The 23,260-nt window shown below is 62.6% G+C and carries 25 protein-coding genes and 1 tRNA gene; 18 read left to right on the top strand and 8 right to left on the bottom strand.

Annotated elements, in window-relative coordinates:
* The 5 genes from rseP (at position 1) to rpmE (ending at position 5,493) form a co-directional block, all read left to right on the top strand.
* Positions 1–1,137, top strand: a complete 1,137-nt coding sequence (gene rseP, locus VR863_RS07815) for an RIP metalloprotease RseP (RefSeq protein WP_324827910.1) — start codon at positions 1–3, stop codon at positions 1,135–1,137.
* Between the two features lie 172 nt (positions 1,138–1,309).
* Positions 1,310–4,015 carry an outer membrane protein assembly factor BamA gene (gene bamA / locus VR863_RS07810; protein WP_324827909.1) on the top strand — a complete coding sequence of 902 codons (2,706 nt, stop codon included), beginning with the start codon at positions 1,310–1,312 and terminating at the stop codon, positions 4,013–4,015.
* Positions 4,015–4,686, top strand: coding sequence for an OmpH family outer membrane protein (locus tag VR863_RS07805; protein WP_324827908.1), 672 nt, complete (start codon positions 4,015–4,017; stop codon positions 4,684–4,686). The genes bamA and VR863_RS07805 overlap by 1 nt, the downstream gene beginning before the upstream one ends.
* 28 nt (positions 4,687–4,714) lie before the next feature.
* The gene (gene fabZ / locus VR863_RS07800) at positions 4,715–5,173 is read left to right on the top strand and encodes a 3-hydroxyacyl-ACP dehydratase FabZ (RefSeq protein ID WP_324827907.1); all 459 of its coding nucleotides are present in this window, start codon (positions 4,715–4,717) and stop codon (positions 5,171–5,173) included.
* 95 nt (positions 5,174–5,268) lie between these two features.
* A complete protein-coding gene (rpmE, locus tag VR863_RS07795; protein WP_324827906.1) occupies positions 5,269–5,493 on the top strand; it encodes a 50S ribosomal protein L31 in 225 nt (74 codons plus the stop codon).
* Between the two features lie 77 nt (positions 5,494–5,570).
* On the opposite strand, the gene VR863_RS07790 is transcribed toward rpmE, so the two are convergent.
* Complete coding sequence (locus tag VR863_RS07790; RefSeq protein ID WP_324827905.1) at positions 5,571–5,888, bottom strand: TraR/DksA family transcriptional regulator; 318 nt, start codon at positions 5,886–5,888, stop codon at positions 5,571–5,573.
* Positions 5,889–6,356: 468 nt separating this feature from the next.
* On the opposite strand from VR863_RS07790, the gene VR863_RS07785 reads away from it, so the two are divergent.
* The 10 genes from VR863_RS07785 (at position 6,357) to VR863_RS07740 (ending at position 14,579) form a co-directional block, all read left to right on the top strand.
* Positions 6,357–6,433, top strand: a tRNA-His gene (locus VR863_RS07785).
* A gap of 45 nt (positions 6,434–6,478) precedes the next feature.
* Positions 6,479–7,543 (top strand): Leu/Phe/Val dehydrogenase, encoded by a 1,065-nt coding sequence (locus VR863_RS07780; RefSeq protein WP_324827904.1) that lies wholly within the window; start codon positions 6,479–6,481, stop codon positions 7,541–7,543.
* 85 nt (positions 7,544–7,628) lie between these two features.
* The gene (gene ccmC / locus VR863_RS07775) at positions 7,629–8,351 is read left to right on the top strand and encodes a heme ABC transporter permease CcmC (RefSeq protein WP_324829238.1); all 723 of its coding nucleotides are present in this window, start codon (positions 7,629–7,631) and stop codon (positions 8,349–8,351) included.
* Between the two features lies 1 nt (position 8,352).
* Positions 8,353–8,493, top strand: a complete 141-nt coding sequence (locus VR863_RS07770; RefSeq protein WP_324827903.1) for a hypothetical protein — start codon at positions 8,353–8,355, stop codon at positions 8,491–8,493.
* Positions 8,490–8,960, top strand: a complete 471-nt coding sequence (gene ccmE, locus VR863_RS07765) for a cytochrome c maturation protein CcmE (RefSeq protein ID WP_324827902.1) — start codon at positions 8,490–8,492, stop codon at positions 8,958–8,960. Before VR863_RS07770 ends, ccmE begins: the two co-directional genes overlap by 4 nt.
* The gene (locus VR863_RS07760; RefSeq protein ID WP_324827901.1) at positions 8,957–10,912 is read left to right on the top strand and encodes a heme lyase CcmF/NrfE family subunit; all 1,956 of its coding nucleotides are present in this window, start codon (positions 8,957–8,959) and stop codon (positions 10,910–10,912) included. Before ccmE ends, VR863_RS07760 begins: the two co-directional genes overlap by 4 nt.
* Positions 10,909–11,436, top strand: coding sequence for a DsbE family thiol:disulfide interchange protein (locus VR863_RS07755; RefSeq protein WP_324827900.1), 528 nt, complete (start codon positions 10,909–10,911; stop codon positions 11,434–11,436). The genes VR863_RS07760 and VR863_RS07755 overlap by 4 nt, the downstream gene beginning before the upstream one ends.
* A complete protein-coding gene (locus VR863_RS07750; protein WP_324827899.1) occupies positions 11,433–11,840 on the top strand; it encodes a cytochrome c-type biogenesis protein in 408 nt (135 codons plus the stop codon). Before VR863_RS07755 ends, VR863_RS07750 begins: the two co-directional genes overlap by 4 nt.
* On the top strand, positions 11,837–12,490 hold the full coding sequence (locus VR863_RS07745) for a tetratricopeptide repeat protein (protein WP_324827898.1): 654 nt from the start codon (positions 11,837–11,839) through the stop codon (positions 12,488–12,490). Before VR863_RS07750 ends, VR863_RS07745 begins: the two co-directional genes overlap by 4 nt.
* 121 nt (positions 12,491–12,611) lie before the next feature.
* Positions 12,612–14,579, top strand: a complete 1,968-nt coding sequence (locus VR863_RS07740) for a potassium transporter Kup (RefSeq protein ID WP_324827897.1) — start codon at positions 12,612–12,614, stop codon at positions 14,577–14,579.
* Here VR863_RS07740 and VR863_RS07735 read toward each other — a convergent pair.
* From VR863_RS07735 to VR863_RS07710, 6 genes are read right to left on the bottom strand one after another with little or no spacing between them, the layout of a single operon-like run.
* Complete coding sequence (locus VR863_RS07735; RefSeq protein ID WP_324827896.1) at positions 14,576–15,034, bottom strand: GNAT family N-acetyltransferase; 459 nt, start codon at positions 15,032–15,034, stop codon at positions 14,576–14,578. The genes VR863_RS07740 and VR863_RS07735 overlap by 4 nt on opposite strands.
* A gap of 10 nt (positions 15,035–15,044) precedes the next feature.
* Positions 15,045–15,692, bottom strand: coding sequence for an inner membrane-spanning protein YciB (locus VR863_RS07730; RefSeq protein WP_324827895.1), 648 nt, complete (start codon positions 15,690–15,692; stop codon positions 15,045–15,047).
* Positions 15,692–16,615, bottom strand: a complete 924-nt coding sequence (ftsY, locus tag VR863_RS07725) for a signal recognition particle-docking protein FtsY (RefSeq protein WP_324827894.1) — start codon at positions 16,613–16,615, stop codon at positions 15,692–15,694. Before ftsY ends, VR863_RS07730 begins: the two co-directional genes overlap by 1 nt.
* A complete protein-coding gene (locus tag VR863_RS07720; protein ID WP_324827893.1) occupies positions 16,612–17,787 on the bottom strand; it encodes a MiaB/RimO family radical SAM methylthiotransferase in 1,176 nt (391 codons plus the stop codon). The genes ftsY and VR863_RS07720 overlap by 4 nt, the downstream gene beginning before the upstream one ends.
* Entirely contained in the window at positions 17,784–18,593 is an 810-nt protein-coding gene (gene dapF / locus VR863_RS07715) for a diaminopimelate epimerase (protein WP_324827892.1), read from the bottom strand. Before dapF ends, VR863_RS07720 begins: the two co-directional genes overlap by 4 nt.
* Positions 18,594–18,644: 51 nt before the next feature.
* Complete coding sequence (locus VR863_RS07710) at positions 18,645–20,318, bottom strand: putative bifunctional diguanylate cyclase/phosphodiesterase (protein WP_324827891.1); 1,674 nt, start codon at positions 20,316–20,318, stop codon at positions 18,645–18,647.
* 168 nt (positions 20,319–20,486) lie between these two features.
* On the opposite strand from VR863_RS07710, the gene VR863_RS07705 reads away from it, so the two are divergent.
* Together VR863_RS07705 and VR863_RS07700 are read left to right on the top strand one after the other, a co-directional pair.
* Entirely contained in the window at positions 20,487–20,894 is a 408-nt protein-coding gene (locus VR863_RS07705; protein WP_324827890.1) for an EVE domain-containing protein, read from the top strand.
* A gap of 118 nt (positions 20,895–21,012) precedes the next feature.
* On the top strand, positions 21,013–21,195 hold the full coding sequence (locus VR863_RS07700; RefSeq protein ID WP_324827889.1) for a CsbD family protein: 183 nt from the start codon (positions 21,013–21,015) through the stop codon (positions 21,193–21,195).
* Between the two features lie 67 nt (positions 21,196–21,262).
* Here the strand turns inward: VR863_RS07700 and VR863_RS07695 are convergent, their stop codons facing one another.
* Positions 21,263–22,930 (bottom strand): thiamine pyrophosphate-binding protein, encoded by a 1,668-nt coding sequence (locus tag VR863_RS07695; RefSeq protein ID WP_324827888.1) that lies wholly within the window; start codon positions 22,928–22,930, stop codon positions 21,263–21,265.
* 134 nt (positions 22,931–23,064) lie between these two features.
* Between VR863_RS07695 and VR863_RS07690 the strand changes: the two genes are divergently transcribed.
* Entirely contained in the window at positions 23,065–23,259 is a 195-nt protein-coding gene (locus VR863_RS07690; RefSeq protein WP_324827887.1) for a hypothetical protein, read from the top strand.
* The last annotated feature ends 1 nt before the right edge of the window (position 23,260 follow it).

Genomic DNA, 23,260 nt, shown 5'->3' with positions numbered 1-23,260 from the left:
TTGAACCTGCCCCTGTGGCTGTATTACGTCGTCGGTTTCCCCTTGTTGCTGGGACCGCTGGTGACCGTTCACGAGCTTGGCCATTACCTGGTCGGCCGCTGGTTCGGCGTCCATGCCGAGGCATTTTCCGTCGGTTTCGGTAAGGAAATCTGGGGCTTCACCGACAGGCGTGGCACGCGCTGGAAACTTTCCGCCTTGCCGCTGGGAGGTTACGTCCAGTTCAAGGGCGACATGAACCCTGCCAGCATCCCCGACGCCGACGCGATCGAACGGGCGTCGGCGGACGAACGTGAAGGCAGTTTCCACCACGCGTCGCTTGGCCGTCGTGCGCTGATCGTCTTTGCCGGACCGGCCACGAATATCCTCGTGACGCTGGCGATTTTTGCCAGTTTCTTCGCCTTTTACGGCAAGCCGGTGCCCGCAGACGCCGAAAGCCAGCTTACCATTGCCGAATTTGCACAGCAGTCTCCTGCGCGCGATGCAGGCCTTCTGGTCGGGGACAGGATCGTGTCGATCGCGGGCGAAACCGTGGCCGGTTTCCGCGATGTGCAGGACGCCATCATGATGTATCCGGGGCGAACGCTGGATATCACGGTGGCCCGTGAAGGCGCGCAGCGCACCTTCGCTGTCCCTGTCGGCAGCCACGAATTTACCGACAATTTCGGCAATGTGTCCAAGATCGGGCTGGTCGGCATCCAGGCCGCGGGTGCGGATTACGAATACGAACCGCAGGGTATCGTCGCCAGCGTCGGTCTTGCGGTCGACCACTCCATCGGCATTGTCGACATGATGCTGACCGGAATCGGCCAGATATTCACCGGCGAACGTTCGGTGAAGGAACTGGGCGGTCCGGTGAAAATCGCAAAGTTTTCTGGTGAACAGCTCAGCATGGGGGCGCTGTCCTTCATCAACTTCGTTGCGCTGATCTCGCTTAATTTGGCATTCATCAACCTGCTGCCAATCCCGGCCCTCGACGGTGGGCACCTGGCTTTCTACGCGGCCGAAGCGGTCCGCCGGAAGCCGGTGGGCCTACGCGGTCAGGAAGTGGCGTATCGAGCCGGCGTGGCCCTTGTGCTCATGCTGATGATATTCGTCACGGTAAACGACCTCGCCGGACTCCCGATCTTCGGGAATTAGCGGGGGAAATGGAGCGCACGAAGCCGGCATTCACAGTTGCAGCGCTTGATTGGCGGGTGCGCTTCGGGCAGGGGACCTTCGGGCCGCCCTGCACAGGGTGGCACACCGCCGGATCGGGCCTATCGCCAGCCGGCGCCGTGACATTTTAACGAGGACGGGACCTTCCTTGTCGATGACTGATTTTGCATCTGCCGCCACGCGCCGCAAGGCACCCTCTGCGCGACTGGCGATCGGCCTGCTTGCCGGAACCATGCTCGCCGGGATGCCGCAAATCGCGGTCGCCCAGGAAAGCGATGATCCCGCCCAGGCTCAGGCCGCAGCGCCGGTTGTCCAGCAGGAGATCGTTCGATCGATCGTGGTGACCGGGGCCCAGCGCCTCGAAGCCCAGACGATCCTGTCCTATATCCGGCTGCGTCCCGGCGAAGTCTGGACGCAGGCGGTCGGCGACGAGGTCCTGAAGGACCTCTACGCTACCGAACTGTTCGCCACCGCCAGCGTGATGAACACCAACGGAAACGTGGTCATCACCATCGTGGAAAACCCGGTTATCAACCGGATCATCCTCGAAGGTAACAAGCGCATCAAGAACGACAAGATCCTGCCCGAGATCAAGCTCTCGCCGCGCCAGATCTTCACGCGTTCCAAGGTCCGTGCCGACGTTTCGCGGATCATCGAGCTTTACAAGCGCCAGGGACGGTTTGCCGCTACGGTCGAACCCAAGATGGTCGAGCTGAACCAGAACCGCGTTGATATCGTGTTCGAGATCAACGAAGGGCCCAAGTCCAAGGTTCGCCAGATCAACATCATCGGAAACGACGAGTTTTCGGATGGCGAACTGCGCAGCGAAATGCTGACGAAGCAGGCGCGCCTGACCAGCTTCTTCAGCTCGAACACCAGCTACGATCCCGATCGCCTCGCGTTCGACCAGCAGAAGCTTCGCCAGTTCTACCTCACCGAAGGCTACGCCGATTTCCGCGTGGTTTCGGCCGTTGCCGAACTGACGCCCGACAAGCGCGACTTCATCATCACCTACGTGGTCGAGGAAGGCGAGCGGTACAAGTTCGGGGACGTGAAGGTCGAAAGCCAGATTCGCGATTTCGACAGCGAAACCATGACGGGCCGCCTGCCCATGAAGGGCGGCGATTTCTATGACGCGAAACAGGTCGAAGATACCGTCGAGCAGCTGACCGAGCTGGCCGGTACCTTCGGTTATGCGTTTGCCGATATCAGCCCCGACTTCCGCCGCAATCCCGACGATCTGACCATGGATGTCACGTTCGTCCTGCGCGAAGCGCCCCGCGTCTATGTCGAACGCATCGACGTCAACGGCAACACGCTGACGCAGGACAAGGTTCTGCGCCGCGAGTTCCGTATTTCCGAAGGTGACGCGTTCAACTCGCTCGGCGTGGCGCGTTCGACAGCGCGCATCAATTCGCTGGGCTATTTCCAGGAAAACTTCGAGATCACCCAGGTCGAAGGCAGCCAGCCAGACCGCATCGTGCTCGAAGCGAACGTGGAAGAACAGGCGACGGGCGAATTGCAGCTTTCCGCAGGCTTCAGCTCGTTGGAAAGCTTCATCCTTGCCGGCTCGATCCGCCAGCGCAACTTCCGCGGGCGCGGCCAGACGGTCGGTCTCAGCCTGAATTATTCGCGCTATTCCAAGTCGGCCCAGGTCAGCTTTACCGAACCCTACGTGTTCGACCGCAATATCTCGGCAGGCGCCGACATCTACCGGCGCGACTTCAACAGCTTCAACACCCGCAACCAGCAGCGCAACACCACGTTCCAGCAGGCCACCACGGGCTTCTCGCTGCGCGCCGGTGTTCCGCTCACCGAGTATATCTCGGCGGTCGGCAGCTACACGTTCAACTATGACGACGTGACGCTGGGGCAGAGCTACTTCTCGGATCGCGACGGCGATGGCGTCGCCACCTGCGACCCGATCAAGGCCAGCCGGTTCCTGTGCGAAGCGATCGGTCAGCGTACCAGTTCGATCCTCGGCCTGACGCTGAACTTCGACACGCTCGACAGCCGTCTGCGTCCCACGCGCGGCGAAACGGTCAGTTTCACAACGGAATTCGCCGGTCTGGGCGGAGATGTGAAATACGCCCGTATGCGGACACGCATGGCGAAATACTGGGGTCTCGGTTCGGGCTTCGTCTTCTCCCTCGCGGGTGAAGGTGGCTGGATTCGCGGCTTCGAAAACAACAACCAGGCAGGCCAGGACGATGTTCGCCTGACCGACCGGTTCTTCCTTGGCGAACCGCAGATCCGCGGCTTCGACATTCGCGGCGTCGGCCCTCGCATCGTCCGTCTGAACTATGTCGATGATGATAACGACGCGACCACGCCCGCCGTGCCGCAGACCCTCGAGGATGCGCTCTCGGCCGATCGCCGGTTCGACGATGCCATTGGCGGCAAGGCCTATTACCTGGGCCGCGCCGAAATCGAAATTCCGCTGGGCAGCGGCGCCCGTGAAATGGGCCTGCGCCCGTCGGTATTCCTCGATGTCGGTTCGCTGTTCGGCATCAAGCAACCGATCCTGCAGGATTTCCCGTCCGGCGTGCCCGATATCAACGATGCGGGTGCCCCGCTGTACGATCAGGTCACCCGCGATGCCGATGGCGTGGTTGTCAGCACGGAAATCGTGACCAGCCCCACCGCGCCTGATGGAACGGACAACACCCCGCGCATCGTTGCCGCTGCCTTCAAGGAAGTGTTCATCGGCGACAGTGCAGCTCCGCGTGTATCCGTCGGTATCGGCGTGAACTGGAATTCGCCCTTCGGTCCCTTCCGGATCGACATCTCCAAGGTTCTCAAGAGCCAGGTCGGGGATGACACCAAGACCTTCTCCTTCAACGTAGGAACCCAATTCTGATGAATATCCATGCAAAGACCATCGCGGCCGCGGCGCTTGCCGGTGCGGCGTTTGTCGGCACCCCCGCAGCTGCACAGGTAGCCGGGATCGCAACCAGCAGCCCCGAAGCCGTCTTCGTCCGCTCGCAGGCCCGCATCACCGCATACCAGCAGATCGAGCAGCAGTACGCGGCACAGATCCAGCAGCTTCGCACCATCCGTCAGGAAGCCGCGACCCTTCAGCAGAGCCTCGACACAGACAAGGACGGTCAGCTGACCCAGCAGGAACTGCAGGCGAACCCGACGGTCGTTCAGCAGATCCAGCAGAAGGAACAGCAGGTCCAGCAGGCTTCGCAGCCCATCGTGCTGGCCCAGGCCTATGCGCTCGAACAGCTGGTCAACGATTACAACAACGCCCAGCAGCAGGTGATCGGCCAGAAGAAGATCCAGATCATGCTGAACCCGGATGCCATCCAGTGGGCGCCGGACGCGGTCAATGTCACCACCGATATCGTCAACGCGCTCAACCAGCGTATGCCGACCGTCCAGATCACGCCGCCGGCCAACTGGCGTCCGCGCCAGGAATCGATGCAGATCCAGCAGACGGTTTCGCAGATCCTCGTGGGTGTGGCGCAGCAGCAGGCCGCGCAGGCGGCTCAGCAGCAGCAGCAGGCACAGCCGACGGGTCGCTGAGCGACCTTTCGTGACGAAGGAGCAGGGGATGGCCGAAGCAACCAGCGGTTTCGACGTAGTCGAGGTGCTCAAGCGCCTGCCTCACCGCTATCCCCTGCTGCTCGTCGACCGGGTGAAGGAACTCGTCCCCGACGAGAGTATCCACGCGGTCAAGGCGGTCAGCTTCAACGAAGATTTCTTCCAGGGCCATTTCCCCGGCGCGCCCATCATGCCGGGTGTGCTTCAGATCGAGGCGTTGGCCCAGGCTGCCGGCGTGCTCGCGGTCGAATCGCTCGGCCTCGCGGGGTCGGGCAAGCTGGTCTATTTCATGGCTATCGAGAACGCGAAGTTCCGCGCCCCGGTAACGCCGGGCGTGTTGCTCGATCTCAAGGCCACCTTTGTCCAGAAACGTTCGCGCGTCTGCAAGTTCGCGGGTGAAGCCAGCGTCGATGGCAAGGTCACTTGCGAAGTCGCCTTTACGGCCATGATCGCGGACGCGCCCGAATAGGGTTGCCAATTGGCGGTGCCGCCGGTAATGGCGCCGCTTTCCAAACACACAGCTGGATCGGTCGGAACCGCTCCGATGCTAGAAGGACGAATATCATGAAGGCCGAAGGTCACCCCGCTTACCACACCATCAACGTCAAGATGACCGATGGTTCCGAATTCCAGACCCGTTCCACCTGGGGCAAGGAAGGCGACACCATGACGCTGGAAATCGACCCGACCAGCCACCCGGCATGGACCGGCGGCAAGCAGCAGCTTCAGGAAGGTGGCCGCGTTGCAGCCTTCAACAAGCGCTTCGGTGGCCTCAGCCTCAAGAAGTAAGCGCTTCGCTTCCAACCGAATTTACAAGGGGCGGTCCGCAAGGGCCGCCCCTTTTGCATTCAGAGCTGCGCGTTTGGTCAGGCTGCGCAGTCGATGCAGCGCGTGGCGATAGGCCGTGCCTCGAGGCGTTTGCGCGCGATCTGCTTGCCACACTGACTGCACGTTCCGTACGTCCCGTTCTCTATCCGCAAGAGAGCGAGCCGGATCTGTCCGATTTCGTTGCGGAGCACCGCATCGACGCCTTCAAGCGCCTCGTCATCGGCGAGGTCCACGGCCTGTTCGCTGAAATCCGGGTCGAGCGGGTTTCGCAAATCGTCCTCGATCACGTCCGTGCGATCAAGAAGGGCGGCAAGACGGTCGCGCAACTGTTGGGCCAGGTCGTCGTATTCGGTCATCACCATCTCCACTGATATTCGCGGTATTGCATCACTTTAGCGTATTTCAGCCTTCCACGCACCATCCTGCCATTTTGGTTGGTGCGCGGATGTTGATGTCCGCGGCACCTGCGCCTTTTTCCGGCAAGGCAATCTGTCGGCTTGCGACCGGCCAGTATCACCCATCGCTGTTCGCCAATGGGCCGCCTCAGGCACCCTCGTCATTGAGGTAGATCATGAAACTCCGGCCGCGCTGCCGCCCCCGCGAACCTGGGGGAACCACCGGATTCGTCCGCTTGCGCCACCATCGCAACGGGGAAGCGTATTTGGCCCCGCGAAAGATAGTTACGCAGGACGGCCCGCTTGCGCTTTTTCCCTTCCCATTTGGAACATGTTGTGCAACAGGCACGCGCCGTCGCGCGAGACGGGTTGACGCTCCCTCGCGCAGGCGTATCAGGCCCCCTTCCCGGGCGGTTCCGGGGGCTTGTGGCGATCGTAGCTCAGTTGGTTAGAGCGCCGGTTTGTGGTACCGGAGGTCGGGGGTTCGAGACCCCTCGATCGCCCCATTTCCCCCTTGATCTGCCGCCCAAGCTCATGGGGGCATTTACGCGATGACGGCTTTCTGGACCGAAGCGGATTATGACGATCACGAGCTGGTTCAGCTCGTTCGGGATCCGAAGAGCGGCCTGACGGCGATTTTCGCCCTCCATTCGACGCATCTCGGCCCCGGCGCGGGCGGTACGCGGTTCTGGCACTATGCCGAACCGGGCGATGCCATGCGCGACGCCCTGCGTCTGAGCCGCGGCATGAGCTACAAGAACGCGATGGCTGGATTGCCCATGGGCGGGGGCAAGGCCGTTATCCTCGCCGACAAGAATCGCAACAAGACACCCGAAATGCTCGCAGCGTTTGCCGATGCGGTCGAATCGCTTGGCGGCCGGTATGTCACCGCCGAAGACGTGGGCATTTCCGAAGCTGATATGGCCGCCGTGGCCCAGCGCACCCAGTATGTCTCCGGCCTCCCGGTCCAAGGGCTCGACGCTGCAGGGGGCGATCCCGGCCCGTTCACCGCGCTTGGCATATTCCTCGGCATCAAGGCTGCCGTGAAGCACAAGCTCGGCAAGGATTCGGTTGCGGGCGTCCATGTGGCGATCCAGGGCACTGGCAGCGTGGGCGGCGGTGTCGCCCGGCTTCTGGCCCGCGAAGGTGCCCGTCTGACTCTGTCCGACATCGATGCCGAGCGCGCTGCAAAGCTTGCTGCCGAACTCGGCGCGGAAACGGCGGCATCCGATGCGATCATGTCGGTTGCCTGCGATGTCTTCAGCCCGAACGCACTGGGCGCGATTCTCGACGACGAAGGCATTGCCCGTCTCGACTGCCAGGTGGTGGCAGGCGGCGCCAACAACCAGCTCAAGCGCGCCGAGCACGGGCCGCTGCTGGCAAAGCGCGGGATTCTTTACGCACCGGATTATGTGATCAACGCGGGCGGGATCATCTCGGTCACGCTGGAATATCTGTGCCGCGTCGAAAAGACGCCGTGCGACATCAACGAAGTGCGCAAGCGTATCGCGCTTATTCCGGGCCGGCTGGAGCAGATCTGGCAGGAAAGCGACACCAGCGGAAGTTCGCCCGATCAGGTTGCCGACCGCATGGCGCAGAAATTGATCGGACGATAACCCTCGAAAGGGCCGGGCAGGCCTTTCTCAAGGCCATTGTTTCCGGCCCAAACCGCTGCCAAAGCGTTTGACGGACGGATATTCGATGCACGGCTTTGCCAATCCCAAGCGTTTTCTGGCGCTCGCCCGCTGGTTGACCCCTCTTCTTTTGACGAGCGGGCTGCTGGTGAGTGCGGCTGCGCTGTTCTGGGGCCTGTTCCATGTGCCGCCCGATCGCTTGATGGGCGATACCGTGCGGATACTGTTCCTGCACGTGCCCGCCGCATGGCTGGGGATGGGCGGCTGGACCGCCATCGCCCTGTCGAGCATGGCTTTCCTCGTATGGCGCCACCCGCTGGCGGCCCTGGCTGCGCGCGCATCGGCCGTCCCCGGCCTGGTGTTCACAGTGATCTGCCTCGTGACCGGTTCGATATGGGGGCGTCCGACCTGGGGAACCTGGTGGGTCTGGGATGGCCGGTTGACCAGTATGCTGGTTCTGGCGTTTCTCTACGTGGCCTATATCGCGCTGGCTCAGGCTGCCGAACGGGAAGGGGTCAGCCCCCGCATACCGGCAATTTTCGGGGTTCTTGGCGCCATCAACATCCCGATCATCAACCGCAGTGTCGTGTGGTGGAATTCGCTTCACCAGCCACCCAGCATAACCATGGGCAAGAGCGCGATCGACGCCGAATTTCTGGTGCCGCTGCTGGTGGCGGTTGCGGGTTTCTCGCTGCTGTTCGGCGGCGTGGTGCTTGCCCGGATGCGCGCGCTGCTGGCCGATATCCAGGCGGAAGCGCGTCTGCGTCGCCGCGCGATGGAGACGAACTGACATGCGCGAGGCGCTGGACCAATGGGATTTCGTGATTGCCGCTTATGCCGTCGGGATCGTCGGCACGCTTGGCATGGTCGCATGGAGCTGGGCGGCCATGAAGCGGGCCGAGCATCGGCGAGAAGAGGCACGGCGTAAATGAACCGATTGAAACCGAAGCACCAGCGCCTGGTGCTCGTTGTTCTGGCGCTGGTCGCACTGGTGGGGGCAGGCCTGCTTGCCGCGTACGCGTTGCGGAACCAGGCGAGCTATTTCTACCTGCCCGAACAAATGGTCGCCGATCCGCCGGAAGTGGGCCAGGCCGTGCGCCTTGGCGGCATGGTCGAAGAAGGTTCGCTCAGCACCGATGCCGACGGTGTGACCTTGCGCTTCACAGTGACCGGAAACGAAGGAAGCGGTGTGCCCGTGCGCTTCAGCGGCATCGCACCCGATCTGTTTGTCGAGGGCTCCGGCGTGGTTGCGGAAGGACGGTTGGGGGCTGACGGCACTTTCATCGCCGACAATCTGCTGGCCAAGCATGACGAGAATTACGTGCCCCGCGAGCTTCAGGAAATGGAACAGCATCAGGCCGCGAAAATGGCCGAAGAAACCACGGTTGGCATCGAATGATCGCCGAACTTGGCCTCGCCGCCCTCTGGCTCGCCGCTGCATTGGCAGCCATGCAGATGATCGCCGGTTTCCTGGCCGTGCGGGCCGGACCGGATACCGAACTCGCCGCCCTCATCAGGCCGGCCGCCATCGTCCAGGGTGCCCTGGTGTCGGTATCCTTCGTCATGCTCGTCTGGTTGTTTGCGATCACCGATCTTTCGGTGAAACTTGTTGCGGCCAACTCGCATTCGATGAAGCCGCTCGTGTTCAAACTCGCGGGCGCATGGGGTAACCATGAAGGTTCGATGCTGCTGTGGGTCACCGTCATGGCCCTCGCCGGGGCGTTGATCGCCGCGGTAGAACGCCGGCTACCCGAACGTACGATGCAGGCGACGCTGGCGGCCCAGGGGGTGGTGTCGCTCGGTTTCTACGCATTCCTGTTGCTCAGCTCGAACCCGTTCGAACGTCTTCCCACCCCCGTCGCCGAAGGGATGGGCCTGAACCCGCTGCTGCAGGATCTCGGCCTCGCCTTCCATCCGCCCACGCTTTATCTTGGCTATGTTGGTCTTTCGGTCGCCTTCAGCTTTGCCGTCGGCGCCCTTCTTACAAGGCAGGTTACCCCCGATTTCGCCCGCGCAATGCGGCCATGGGTCCTTGGCGCCTGGGTCTTCCTCACCATCGGCATCACTGCCGGTTCGTACTGGGCCTATTACGAGCTGGGCTGGGGTGGCTGGTGGTTCTGGGACCCGGTCGAAAACGCGTCGCTCATGCCGTGGCTTGCGGCCACCGCCCTGCTGCATTCCGCCAGCGTCCTTGCCAGCCGCGACGCGTTGCGGGTGTGGACGATCATGCTGGGCGTGGTCGCCTTCTCGATGAGCATGGTGGGCACATTCCTCGTGCGATCCGGCATCCTGACCAGCGTCCATGCGTTTGCCGTGGATCCGGAACGCGGGACTTTCATCCTTGCGTTGCTGGCCCTGTTTATCGGCGGTGCGCTGCTGCTCTTTGCCTTGCGCGCGGGCACGATCAACGAAGGCGAACGCTTCTCTGTCGCCAGCCGCGAAGGCGCGCTCGTGTTCAACAACGTGATGTTGAGCGCAATTCTGGCGATCGTGTTGCTCGGCACGCTTTATCCCTTGTTGACGGAAGCGTTCGACGTGCGGGTTTCGGTGGGTCCGCCCTATTTCAATCCGGTTGGTGCGATTTTCGTGATGCCCATGCTTGCCGTCATGGCCGTTGGCCCGCTGCTGCGCTGGCGGCGTGACCGGTTTGACCGGATTCGTAACGAAATGGCGCTGTTTGCGGCGCTGGTGCTGGCGGCGTTGGTGCTGGTCAGTCTGCTGGGCGACATCTCCTTCTTGCCGCTGCTCGGCCTTGCTTTTGGCACCGGTTTGGCTGTCGCCAGCCTGCTGCCCTTACGCGGACGGCGGTTGAGCCGCATCCCGCTTGCCACGTGGGGCATGGTCGTGGCGCATTTCGGCATCGCGGTGGCGCTGCTGGGCATGGCCAGCGAAAGCGCTTTTTCCGAAGAACGACTGGCCGCCGTGACGGTGGGCGACAGCGCGGACGTCGGCCCCTGGCGGGTCACCCTGCTGGGGGTAGAACCTGTTGCCGGTCCCAACTGGACCGCGATCGAAGGGCGAATGGAAGCCCGGTACGACGGCGGTGATCCCACGATCCTTGGTCCGCAGGCGCGCAGTTTCTGGGCGCCGCCCCAGCAGACGACGGAAAGCGCGCTGGTCACCCGCTGGAACGGACAACTGTACGCGGTGATCGGTGACCGTGCGCCCGATGGGCGGTGGCAGCTTCGGTTGTGGTGGAAACCCTTTGTCACGCTGATCTGGTATGGCGGCCTGCTGGTGGCCTTGGGCGGTGTTCTGGCGCTGATCGGCCGTGTTATGGCGGACCTTAAACGGCGTAGCGTCACCGCACGGATGGCGGCACGCCGCCGCGAACAGGAATCGCTGACATGAGCTGGAAAGTCTGGCTCCCGCTGCTGGCTTTCTCGGCCTTTATCGGCCTTGCCGCGTATCAGTTGACGCAGCCCAAGGACGAATTCGTCGAAAGCGGCATGATCGGCCAGCCGCTGCCCTATTTCGACCTTCCTCCGGCGATGGACGGTGCAGGCGGGGCAGCCAGCGCACGCTTTGCCGACGGAACGCCGCGCCTGCTCAACATATGGGCAAGCTGGTGCCTTCCCTGCATTGCAGAGGCCCCGCACCTCGAGCGTTTGAAGAGCCAGGGCGTCGAAATCGTCGGTGTGGCCATCCGCGACCGTCCCGAGGATGTCGCACGTTTTCTGGCCAGGCACGGCAATCCCTACAGCGCGATTGGGCGCGACGATCTTTCCGAAGTGCAGTTGGCCATCGGTTCGTCAGGTGTGCCCGAAACCTTCGTCATCGATGGCAAGGGCATGATTCGTTACCAGCATATCGGTGACGTGCGCGCCGACGACGTGCCGCTGCTTCTCGAAAAATTGCAGGAGGCGCGCCAGTGATCCGCATCATCGTGGCCTCGATCGCGCTTGCGTTGTCGGCGCCGCTGGCGGCGCAGGACACGATGCCGCCGGCACCGTATGCCTATCGCCAGCTCGATAATCCGGCGCAGGAACAGGCGGCACAGGAATTGATGGAAACCCTGCGCTGCCTGAAATGCCAGTCGCAATCCATCGCCGACAGCGATGCGCCGATGGCGGGCGACATGCGCCACCAGGTTCGCATCCGGATTGCCGCGGGGGAAAGCCCGGATTCGATCCGTGGCTGGCTGATGCAGCGCTACGGCGATTACGTCAGCTACAAGCCTGAAGTCAGCGCCAGCACCTGGCCGTTGTTTGCAATCCCGATCCTTCTGATCCTTGTGGCGGCGGGCATCCTGTTCGGTCGCCTGCGGAGGCGCGCATGAGTTGGCTTCCCATCGTTGCGCTGGCCGCGCTTGCCTTCATCGGCGCGATCTTCATCGTCAAATTGCCCAAAGCCATGTGGATGCTGTTTGGCGCCAGCCTGTTGTTCGGCCTTGCCGGATACGCGCTCCAGGGCTCTCCCGGACAGGCCAGCGCGCCTGCATCGGGGCAGAAGGAACGTTCGGTAGAGACGGGCGAACTGCTGGTTCAGGCGCGCCGTGAATTTTATCCCGAAGGCGCCCTGCCGTCACGCTTCGTCATTACGGCAGACGCCTTTGCCCGTCGCGGGCAGTTCGACCAGGCGGCCAATTTCCTGCGGAACGCGGTTTCGGAAAACCCGCGGGACGGCGAAGCGTGGCTGGCGCTGGGCAATGCCCTGGTGGAACATGCCGACGGGCAACTGACCGCCGCTGCCCTGTTCGCCTATTCTCGCGCCGAAGAAGTCGATCCGTCCAACCCCGCACCTACCTATTTTCTGGGCCTGGCATCCCTGCGCGCAGGCGAACCTGGCCGAACGCGCCAGTTGTGGCAGGAACTGCTCGAAAGTGCGCCCGAAGACGCGTCGTGGAAACCGTTGCTGGCCGAACGTCTGGGCCGCCTGGACCAGCTTTTGGGCATCGCGCCGCAGGGCGCAGCGCCGCCCACGCCCTGATACACGGTTCACGCATTGTGTTGCGGGGGCAAGGCGATGCTGCTAATCGCCGCGGCCTTCTGCGGGGCACAGCGCCCACCATCCAGGCAAACTGAACTATGCAGCCGGACCGAACCAACCCATGAGCGACAGCACAGACGTGCAGGGAACCGTGCCCGAAGGCCTGCCTTCGCACGGTGAACGCGGCCATGGCCATGGCCATGGCCATGGTCACGGGACCTCGAAGGGCGCCCTTGCCCTTGGCGCGATCGGCGTCGTCTTCGGCGATATCGGGACCAGCCCGCTTTATGCCTTCCGGGAAACGTTTTCCGGCGCAAACCACATATCCATCGCGATCGACCGGATGCACGTGCTGGGGGTCGTCAGCCTGATCTTCTGGTCGATGCTGATCGTGGTTTCGCTCCAGTACGTCACCATTCTCATGCGCGCCGACAACAAGGGGCAGGGCGGAAGCCTTGCGCTGGTCGCACTGCTTTCGCGCCATATCGGCAAGACGAATTACGGCTGGCTGGTGGTTCTGCTGGGCGTCTTCGCCACGTCGCTTTTCTATGGCGACAGCATGATTACTCCGGCCATCTCGGTGCTTTCCGCCGTTGAAGGGTTGACCGTGGTGGACCACCGGCTGGACCCGCTGGTCATACCTATCGCACTGGTTTTGCTGGTCTTCCTGTTTATTCTGCAGAAGCGGGGTACGGCCAAGGTCGGGATGCTGTTTGCGCCGGTGATGATCATATATTTCGTGACCATTGCCGGGCTTGGCCTGAACCAGATTGTCCAGAATCCCGACATTCTCTGGGCGCTCAATCCCTATTACGCCGTCATGTTCTTCGTGACCGATGGCGCGATTGCCTTCTTCGCGCTGGGGGCCGTGGTTCTCGCCGTGACCGGGTCCGAGGCGCTGTATTCGGACATGGGCCATTTCGGGCGCGGACCGATGCGCCTTTCGTGGTTCGGCTTCGTCATGCCATGCCTGTTGCTGAATTACTTCGGGCAGGGTGCGATGATCGCCGACCTTCCGCCCGAACTGGCGGCCGAAGTGATCCGCAACCCGTTCTTCCTGTTGGCGAGCGAAGAGTTCCGCCTGCCGCTGGTGATCCTTGCCACCATGGCGACATTCATTGCCAGCCAGGCCGTCATCTCGGGTGCGTTCTCGATCACCCACCAGGCCATGCAGTTGGGCTTCATCCCGCGTTTGTCGATTCGCCACACGAGCGAAACCGAAGCGGGGCAGATATATATCCCGTTCGTGAACTGGGCGCTGATGGTGTCGGTGATCCTGCTGGTGCTGACCTTCCAGAATTCGTCCAATCTGGCGAGCGCCTATGGCATCGCGGTCACGGGCGCGGTCACGATCGACACCTTGTTGATGGGCGTGCTGTTCGTGGGCGTGTGGAAGTGGCGCTGGTGGGTCGCGCTTCCGGTCGTTGTTCTGTTCCTGATCGTCGACGGCGCGTATTTCGCCGCAAACCTCGTGAAGATCCCCGATGGCGGCTGGTTCCCGCTGGTGATCGGCCTCGTGGCCTTCACGCTGCTCACCACCTGGGCGCGCGGGCGCAAGCTGATGCGTGACCGGATGAGCGAAGTGGCCCTGCCGATCGAGATATTCGCCAAATCCGCCAAGAACAGCGCGACGCGGGTTCCCGGCACGGCAATCTTCATGGCCAGCCAGACCGCCGGTGTGCCGTCGGCGTTGTTGCACAACATCAAGCACAATAAGGTGCTGCACGAGCGTGTGGTCATCCTCACCGTGCTGATCGCCGAAGTGCCCTACGTCCCGGAAAGCGAACGGTGCGAAATCGCCGATCTGGGCGACGGGTTCTACCGCGCCGTGCTGAATTACGGCTTCATGCAGGAAACCGACGTGCCGCTGGGCCTCAAGCAGATGGAACGCTGTGGGGGCAAATTCGACATGATGCAGACCAGCTTCTTCCTCAGCCGCCAGACGCTGCTGCCGAGCGAGAAGCCCGGTATGCCCATCTGGCGCGAGAAGATATTTGCCTGGATGCTGCGCAATGCGGCAACCGCGATGGACTTCTTCCGGCTCCCGACAAACCGGGTCGTCGAACTGGGCAGCCAGGTCGAAATCTAGGCTTCTTTTGGGCCCAACGACTTCGTGAGATAGTGCGTCGCGTGCCCTTTCGGCCGCCCGTCGAGCGTCGCCAACAGGGCATACCCGTTTTTCTCGTAGAAGGGCCTTGCCTGCCAGCTGGTGGTTTCCACCAGGGCTTTTTCACACCCACTCTCGATTGCGAATGCCTCTGCGCGGGCGATTACCTGCCGGCCCAGACCTGATCCGCGCGCGGCGTCCGACAGCCAGAGCAATTCGATGTGCAATGTGTTCCAGTAACAGGCCGCCCGCAGACCGCCGACAAGTTCGCCTGCCGCATCGGTTGCCAGAACGTGAAACCGGATTTCGTCCTCGTTCGGTTCGAGGTCGGGTATCGTCTTGCGATTGAAATCGGCAATGCCCCGGCTCAACACCTTGGCGAACGCGTGAGCCGGGTCGAGACTGATCTCGAAATTCAGCGCGTCATTTCCTGCCACGATTCCTGCCTCATCCGGTTGGCGGTTCGTCTTTCAGGACTTCGTCGGCGTCTTCCAATGCCAGCCCGTGCCGCAGCAGCATCGGGATCTGTGTAAAGGTGAACAGGAAGCTCAGCGGCATGAACACCCATAGCTTCGCCCACAGCCAGCTTTCGAAATCGAGCTGCGCGCGAAGCACTTCGTTCAGGCCGGCGAGAGCGAGGAAGAACACGCCCCAGTTGCGCGACAGCTTGAGCCAACCTTCGCGGTCCACGCCCTCGAACGCCGCTTCGAGCAGTATCTGGAGAAGGGCCTTGCCCCGTATCCATCCCCCGATCAGCAGAATGCCGAACAGGATGTAGATTGCGGTTGGCTTGATCTGGATGAACCGTTCGTCCTGCAACCAGATCGTCAAGCCCCCGAACGCGACGATCAGCGTGGTCGACAGGATCAGCATGGGCGATATGTGGCCGAACTTGAACTTGCTGAAGAGCAGCGCGACCACGGCTGCCACCATGAACGCGATTGTGCCGTAGATAACGGCCGCAATTTCGCCGAATGTCGACGTCTCGGGCGGCTGGTAGAACTTGTAGACGCCCAGGAACACCAGGAGCGGCCCGTAATCGACCAGTATATGGAGCCAGCCGGTCTTGGGCCTGGGTTTCGCAGTATCGTTCATCAGGCAACTCCTGCGATGACGCGGGCGACCAGATCGGGGTCGAAGGGGCGCAGATCGTCAAGTTTCTCGCCAACGCCGATGGCGTGGATCGGCAGGCCATATTGTTCCGCCGCAGCGACCAGAACGCCGCCGCGTGCCGTGCCATCGAGTTTGGTCATCACGATGCCGGTGACGCCTGCCACTTCCTTGAACACATCGATCTGGCTGAGCGCGTTCTGCCCGTTCGTGGCATCGAGGACGAGCACGACATCGTGGGGCGCTTCGGGATTGAGTCGACCCAGGACTTTGCGGATCTTGGCCAATTCATCCATCAGCTCGCGCTTGTTTTGCAGGCGGCCTGCGGTGTCGACGATCAACACGTCGGTGCCGATATCGGTCGCCTTCTTCACCGCATCGAACACGATGCTGGCCGGATCGCCCCCTTCAGGCCCGCGGACGAGCGGTACGCCCACGCGCTCGGCCCAGGTGGCCAGCTGGCCGATGGCGGCGGCGCGGAAGGTATCGCCCGCCGCAAGCATGACGGCGTAATCGTCTTCCTGGAAAAGGTGCGCCAGCTTGGCGATGGTGGTGGTCTTGCCGCTGCCATTGACGCCGATCACCAGCACCACCTGGGGGCGCGGGAAAGCCGTAATCTCCAGCGGTTTCGCGACGGGCCGCAGGATGGCGGCGATTTCCTCGGCGACAGCTTCCTTCAGCTCGCGTTCGGTAATCTCGAGGCCAAAACGCTTTTCCGCCAGCTTGGCGCGGATACGCGCGGCGGCAGACGGACCGAGGTCCGACAGGATGAGGGCATCCTCGACATCGTCGAGCGTGGCGTCGTCCAGCTTGGCCGTCCCGACCACTTCGGTGAGATTGCTCGTCAGCCGCTCGGACGTCTTGCGAAAGCCTCCGAACAACCGGTCGGTCCAGCTCGTCTCGCTCATATCAGCAGGCCATCCTCGAATTTGGTGGGGGTGACGGTCACGATCGTGCCACGCGCCGTGCCTTCGGGCAGCTCCACGCGGGCGAAGTTGGGCGCATAGCCCGTGCCGTCGCGCTCGGCGAGGACGCTCAGCGGTTTATCGACGAGTGACGCCAGCCAATCGCTGCGAACCGCCGCAGTTTCCGCCCGCAGTTCGTTTGCGCGCTGTTTGATCGTCGCGCGATCGATCTGCGGCATCCGTGCGGCGGGGGTTCCGGGCCGGGGCGAATAGGGAAATACATGCCCGTGGACGATCGCAAGTTCGCGGATGATGGCACGATTGGCGGCGTGATGATCGTCCGTCTCAGTCGGAAAACCGGCGATCAGATCCGCCCCGATCGCAATGCCGGGACGCCGGGCTTTCAGTCCAGCGACAAGGTCGAGCGCGTCGGAGCGGCTGTGGCGCCGCTTCATGCGCTTCAGAATGAGATCGTGCCCATGCTGCAAGGACAGGTGAAGGTGCGGCATCACGCGATCTTCGCTGGCGAACAGGTCGAACAGCAAAGGATCGATTTCCACCCCGTCGAGCGAGGACATCCGCAAGCGGGCCAGTTCGGGAAACGTATCGAGGATGGCGCGCACCAGTTGGCCGAGCGGCGGTTTGTCGGGCAGATCATGCCCCCAACTGGTCACGTCGACGCCGGTCAGGACTACTTCGGAAGCGCCCAGATCAAGGTGGCGCTCAACTTCGGCAAGAATCTGGGCGACGTTCAGCGAACGGCTCGTCCCGCGCCCCTGCGGGATCACGCAAAACGTACAGGCATGGTCGCAACCGTTCTGAACCGCGATGAAGGCGCGCGTGTGGCGCGGGAGCACCGGCTCGCAAGGAACCGGCACATTCCAGGCGCGCGGGTCCAGTTTGGTGCCGTTTGCGATCAGGCCATCGACTTCGGGCATGGCGGCGATCTGATCGCGTTCTATCTCGGCTGCGCAGCCTGTTACCAGCAGGCGCGCTTCGGGGTTGGCACGGCGCGCACGGCGGATTGCCTGGCGCGTCTGGCGCACGGCTTCCGATGTGACGGCGCAGCTGTTCACGACCACGACCCCGCGTTCATCCCCAAGAAGGGCGCGGATGCGTTCGCTTTCGGACAGATTCAGGCGGCAACCGAGAGAGATCACTTGGGCTGCGCTCACACGAAATCGTCCCACTCGAACGTGCCGCGAAAGGATTCTGTCGCGGGTCCGGTCATCTCGATACGGTTGTCGGCATGCCAGGCGATCCTCAGATCTCCGCCGGGAAGCGTGACGGTCACCTCGCGGTCGACGATCCCGCGCCGCATCGCGTGAACCGCGGTGGCGCACGCACCCGTGCCGCACGCCCGCGTGAGGCCCGCGCCGCGTTCCCACACGCGTAAACGGATGCGCGAACGGTCGACGATGGTCGCGACGTTCACGTTGACCCGTTCCGGGAAAAGCGGGTCATTTTCGATCTGCGGACCGATCTGGTCCAGCGGTACGGCATCGGTATCCGCCACGAAGAAGATCACATGTGGATTTCCCACGTTGACCGCGCCGGGTGCGTCCAATCCGTCCCATCCGACGGGCATGGTCAATGTGTCCATCGGGTAGGCAAGCGGGATTGCATCCCAAACGAAACGCGGTTCGCCCATGTCGACGCTGGCGCCGCCATCGCCGGGTTGAACCCGGATGATCCCTCCTGCTGTTTCCACATTTGCGTCCACGCCATGAAGCAGGGCAACCGCGCGGCTGGCGTTGCCGCAGGCGCCAACTTCGCCCCCGTCGCAATTGTAGATCCGCATGCGGAAATCGGCGCTGTCGCTCGGTTCGAGAACGATGAGCTGATCGCAGCCTATGCCGGTGCGCCGGTCCGCGATGCCTTTGGCAAGCGCTGGGGTCATGGCGGGCAGGGGCGTTGCCCGCGCGTCGAGCACGACAAAATCATTGCCCAGGCCATGCATCTTGGTGAAATCGACGCGCATTACGCAGCGCATCTATGCACTGGCGCCCGCAGCGTCCAGTGCGCACGGGTCTCAGCCCGCCTTGGCGTCGCTTTCGTGTTCGGTGCTGCGTTCGGCCAAACCGATTTGGGCCACGCCACCGGTTGACGGTCTGGCCAGAAGGTTTTGCTTGGCCAGGCGTTCGATGACCAGGTCGGCGGGTTCAGGGCGGCCATAATGGTATCCCTGACCCTTCAGATTGCCCATGCGCTTCAACGCTTCGAGAACAACTTCGTTTTCAACGCCTTCCGCCGTGATGGGCAGTTTGAGCCCGTCACCCATCGAGATGATCGCATCGACCAGCTTGCCGTTGTGTTCTTCTTCCTTGAGCTCGGAAATGAAGCTGCGGTCGATCTTGAGGCGGTCGAAAGGCAGGCTGCGCAATTGCGACAGGCTGGAATAGCCGGTGCCGAAGTCGTCGAGGCTGATGTGGACGCCCTGGTTGCGCAGGCTGGTGATCATGGTGCGGACCATGCCGATGTTTTCGTGCAGGCAGCTTTCCGTGATCTCGATGTCCAGGCGATTGGCCGGGAAATTGTGCTTCACCATCAGTTTGAGCAGCTTTTGCGCAAACCACGGGTCGCGCATTTGCACGGGCGAAATGTTCACCGACAAGGTGATTTCGGTGCTCCACGCTTTCGCGTCTTCGAAAGCCTGCGCGATCAGGCGTTCGCTCATGTCCCCGATCACGCCGATTTCTTCGGCGATGGGGATGAAAATGTCCGGTCCGACGACGCCCATTTCGGGCGATTCCCAGCGGGCCAGCATTTCGAACCCGACAAGTTTGCCCGATGTCAGGTCGATCTGCTGTTCGTAATACGGCTTGAATTCGCCCAGCGCGATACCCTTGCGGATGCCGGCTTCCAGCTCGTTGCGGAATCGCAGCTCGTTTTCCATCGGCGTTTCGAACCAGTAGAAGCGGTTCTTGCCCTGCTTCTTGGCGTGATACATCGCGATATCCGCCTTGTGCATCAGCTTCTGCGCGGAAATCGGGCCAAGACCCATGTTGTCGAGTTCGGTGCTGGAAGCGATCCCGATCGAAATGGTCACGTCGATGGCGACGCCGTCATGCCGCACGGGCGACGACATGATTTCCACCATGCGCGTGGCAAGATGGTCGATCCGGTCGGGAACCTGCGGATGAAAGGGCACCACGCAAACAAACTCGTCTCCGCCAAGCCGGGCGAGCAGACCACCTTCGGGCAGCAGCCCTGCGATACGCCCCGCCGTTACGCAAAGCACCTCGTCGCCGGCCTGGTGGCCGTTGAGGTCGTTGACCTGTTTGAAATTGTCGAGGTCGACCGCGATTGCGGCAAAGGCACGGTCGGGACGGGTCTGGCTGGCCAGCAAGTCGCCGAGCGCCGCGGTAAAGCTGCGGCGGTTATGGCAACCGGTCAGGTGGTCGATTTCCGCCAGCCTGCGGGCCTCTTTTTCCGAGTGGCGCCGCTGGACGAGTTCCGCATTCAGGATCTTGTACCGGTTCCATCCCAGAAGGATCAGCGCGATGTTGAGCAGAAGGGCGTTTGTCAGGATCAGATCGGGGGAGGGCGCATTGCCGTTCCAGGCGCGAAACAGGGTGGGCAGCGCGACACCGGCGGTGCCGACGAAAAGGATGATGGCCGCGATCGCGATCCCAAGCGTCACGAAATCGTGCTCCTTGCGAGCGAAGGCCTGCTTCGAACCGCGAACCTCCGTGCCGTCTTCCAATGTCGATCCTGCGACCAAGCCCGCCCCCTGTAGATAGAGCCTGCGGACCTAGCCAAAGAGAGCTAAAAACCCGTTAATCGGCGGTCGGGGCAGGGTGGCCACCGGAAGGTCGGCACGCTAGGTCGCGGTGCCGATCAACTGGCATGTGCTGACAAGGAGAACCGCCCGATGCGTTACTGGCTGATGAAGTCCGAACCCTTCAAATACAGCTGGGACGACCTTGTGGCGGAGAAAGAAGGCACCTGGGACGGTGTGCGCAACCACCGCGCGAAGAACAATCTGGCTGCGATGGCGGTCGGGGACCAGGCGTTCTTCTATCATTCGCGGGAAGGGCTGGAGATCGTCGGCATCTGCGAAGTGAGCGTGGCGGGGATTACCGACCCGACCGATCCCGAAGGCAAGTGGGCCGCTGTGAAAATCAAGCCGAAGACCAAGCTGCCGAACACGGTGACGCTGAAGCAGATAAAGGCGGAACCCCGATTGGCCGATTGCGAGCTGGTCAAATTGTCGCGCTTATCGGTGGCTGAGATCAAGCCGGAGGAATGGTCGATCATCCTTTCGATGGCCGGCGTCTGAAATCTGGTCCCGCAGCAGCCCCGGTTCGCCGCATAGGCCGGAACGACTTTCGAGTTGGCCAGTTATCTCCTTGTAACTGCACGAAATTCAGTGCGATCACACAGCAAGGAGATACCCCATGGGTGAACTGACCGAAAAGCTGAAAGGCAACGCAAACGAACTGGCCGGCAACACGAAGCAGGTCGTTGGCGACGCAACCGACAACAACAGCATGGAACGCGATGGCGAACGCCAGGAGCGCAAGGGCGAAGCCCAGCAGCTCAAGGGCGAAATCGAAGGCAAGCTCGGCAACGATATCTGACGACGCTTTAACGCCTGATCGAACACGAAAAGGGCTGCCCCCAAACAGGGGCGGCCCTTTTCTTTATCTATCGGTCGCGAAGGCCGCTGATCGTAGCGCCGGAAGCCGCCAGCTGTTCGATATCGATCACGCAATGGATCAGGCGCAGGCCGGTTCGGCCCTTGGCTTCGGCCAGGGCAGTCTCGAATTGCGCGGTTGTTTCGGCGCGGGTCGACCAACCGCCAAACGCATGACCAAGCGCGGCAAAATCGGGATTGGCCAGCCGCGTGGCACTGATCCGGTCTTCGCCCGGAAATTCGCGTTCCTGGTGCATGCGGATGGTACCGTATGCCCCGTTGTCCACCACGATCACGATCAGGTTCGCGCCGTGTTGAGCGGCGGTGGCCAATTCCTGCCCGTTCATCAGGAAATCGCCATCGCCGGCAACGGCCACCACAGTGCGTTCCGGGTGACGCAGCGCCGCCGATACGGCAGCGGGCACGCCGTACCCCATGGCACCGCAGGTGGGGGCCAACTGGCTGGGGAAACCGGCATAGCGCCAGTACCGGTGCCACCAACCGGCAAAGTTGCCGGCGCCGTTGCACACGATCGTGTCGGCAGGCAGCGTATCGCGCATGAACTGGACGCATTGGCCCATGTCGAGCCGGTGTCCGTTGGGGTGGGCTGTGGCCCACGCTTGCCATTCCGCATGCGCCTGCGCCCCGGCATCGAAATCAATCGCTTCGCCTTCGTCCCACAAGGCGGCGCTTTCGGCGAATTCGCCCATGTCGGCGCATATCGCCAAGGTTGCGGGATAGACGCTGTTGAGCTCGTCGGCATCGGGGTGGACATGGATCAGGTGGCGATCCGCAGCGACCAGCGGCGGCACCGTGTAACCGTCGGTCGTCGCTTCGCCGAGCCGCGCGCCCACGGCAAGGATCAGATCCGCGTTCTTGACCCGGTCGACCAGCTTGGGGTTCGGTCCATAGCCAAGATTGCCCGCATAGACCGGGCTGGAGGGGGAAATTGCATCCTGACGGCGGAAGGCCGTGGCGACGGGGATGCCCAGCCGTTCGGCGAACAGCTGGAAATGCTCTCTCGCCCTGGCGTTCCAACCCGCGCCGCCAATGATCGCGACGGGCGACGCAGCGTCAGCAATCAACGCCATCATCGCCTGCATTGCATCGGGACAGGGGGCCTGCGCGGGCCGTTCGACGCGCGCGCGCGGGACCGCCTGCGTGGCACGGCTCAACATATCTTCGGGCAGGGCCAGCACGACCGGGCCAGGGCGCCCCGAAATCGCGGTTGCGTATGCCCGCGCCACGTATTCGGGAATGCGGTCTGCGGAATCGATCCTTGCGGCCCATTTGGCGATGGGGCCGAAGAAGGCGGCGAAGTCGACTTCCTGGAAGCCTTCGCGATCGCGCATCGACGAATCGACATCGCCCACGAACAGGATCATCGGCTGCGAATCCTGCATCGCCACGTGGACGCCGATGCTGGCATTTGTGGCGCCCGGACCGCGCGTTACGAAAGCGACACCCGGACGGCCCGTCATCGCGCCATCGGCGCAGGCCATGAACGCGACCCCGCCTTCCTGGCGGCACGTGACCACTTCGATCGTGTCCTGCTGGCCAAGGCCATCGAGAACCTGGAGGAAACTTTCCCCCGGAACGGTGAAGATACGGTCGCATCCCTGTTCGACCAGACAGTCGACGAGGAGGCGGGCGGCGGCGGGTGTTTCGGGCGCTTTCATGGCCTGCGCGAGTAGCCCGATGGCCTGCGGCTGGCAATCGGCCATGAGGGCCGCACCCTGCGATTGCGTACCGTTTTGTGACACGCACATTTGTTCGGGATCGCTTTGGGTTAAAAAAGCGTTAACCCGGCATCATGAGACGCGCACTTGTCCTTTCGAGCGAAACGGCCCGGCACTGGTTCAGGGCCAGCCTTCCCCAACGGCGAACCGCGTTTGCGGACCTTCCGGCGAACGATACCGTCGACTGGAAGCTGACCGCGAGCGATATTCGCGGTGTCGCGACGACCTATTTCGCGACGTTTGCGGCGGTCCTGGCCTTCATCATCTGAA

Source organism: Qipengyuania zhejiangensis, assembly GCF_035607565.1.
Taxonomy (GTDB): Bacteria; Pseudomonadota; Alphaproteobacteria; order Sphingomonadales; family Sphingomonadaceae; genus Qipengyuania; species Qipengyuania zhejiangensis.
Note: the sequence above shows the minus strand (reverse complement) of the source record. Positions and strands in the feature narration are given on the sequence as shown.

Bases quoted from the DNA above. Each gene is read 5' to 3' on its own strand.
- VR863_RS07695 (WP_324827888.1), bottom strand. From the start codon at position 22,930: ATGAAAGCGCCCGAAACACCCGCCGCCGCCCGCCTCCTCGTCGACTGT.
- VR863_RS07780 (WP_324827904.1), top strand. From the start codon at position 6,479: ATGACGGCTTTCTGGACCGAAGCGGATTATGACGATCACGAGCTGGTT.
- VR863_RS07740 (WP_324827897.1), top strand. From the start codon at position 12,612: ATGAGCGACAGCACAGACGTGCAGGGAACCGTGCCCGAAGGCCTGCCT.
- VR863_RS07760 (WP_324827901.1), top strand. From the start codon at position 8,957: ATGATCGCCGAACTTGGCCTCGCCGCCCTCTGGCTCGCCGCTGCATTG.
- rpmE (WP_324827906.1), top strand. From the start codon at position 5,269: ATGAAGGCCGAAGGTCACCCCGCTTACCACACCATCAACGTCAAGATG.
- VR863_RS07730 (WP_324827895.1), bottom strand. From the start codon at position 15,692: ATGAACGATACTGCGAAACCCAGGCCCAAGACCGGCTGGCTCCATATA.
- dapF (WP_324827892.1), bottom strand. From the start codon at position 18,593: ATGCGCGTCGATTTCACCAAGATGCATGGCCTGGGCAATGATTTTGTC.
- ccmE (WP_324827902.1), top strand. From the start codon at position 8,490: ATGAACCGATTGAAACCGAAGCACCAGCGCCTGGTGCTCGTTGTTCTG.
- bamA (WP_324827909.1), top strand. From the start codon at position 1,310: ATGACTGATTTTGCATCTGCCGCCACGCGCCGCAAGGCACCCTCTGCG.
- VR863_RS07770 (WP_324827903.1), top strand. From the start codon at position 8,353: ATGCGCGAGGCGCTGGACCAATGGGATTTCGTGATTGCCGCTTATGCC.
- ftsY (WP_324827894.1), bottom strand. From the start codon at position 16,615: ATGAGCGAGACGAGCTGGACCGACCGGTTGTTCGGAGGCTTTCGCAAG.
- fabZ (WP_324827907.1), top strand. From the start codon at position 4,715: ATGGCCGAAGCAACCAGCGGTTTCGACGTAGTCGAGGTGCTCAAGCGC.
- VR863_RS07705 (WP_324827890.1), top strand. From the start codon at position 20,487: ATGCGTTACTGGCTGATGAAGTCCGAACCCTTCAAATACAGCTGGGAC.
- VR863_RS07690 (WP_324827887.1), top strand. From the start codon at position 23,065: ATGAGACGCGCACTTGTCCTTTCGAGCGAAACGGCCCGGCACTGGTTC.
- VR863_RS07745 (WP_324827898.1), top strand. From the start codon at position 11,837: ATGAGTTGGCTTCCCATCGTTGCGCTGGCCGCGCTTGCCTTCATCGGC.
- VR863_RS07790 (WP_324827905.1), bottom strand. From the start codon at position 5,888: ATGACCGAATACGACGACCTGGCCCAACAGTTGCGCGACCGTCTTGCC.
- VR863_RS07805 (WP_324827908.1), top strand. From the start codon at position 4,015: ATGAATATCCATGCAAAGACCATCGCGGCCGCGGCGCTTGCCGGTGCG.
- ccmC (WP_324829238.1), top strand. From the start codon at position 7,629: ATGCACGGCTTTGCCAATCCCAAGCGTTTTCTGGCGCTCGCCCGCTGG.
- VR863_RS07700 (WP_324827889.1), top strand. From the start codon at position 21,013: ATGGGTGAACTGACCGAAAAGCTGAAAGGCAACGCAAACGAACTGGCC.
- VR863_RS07755 (WP_324827900.1), top strand. From the start codon at position 10,909: ATGAGCTGGAAAGTCTGGCTCCCGCTGCTGGCTTTCTCGGCCTTTATC.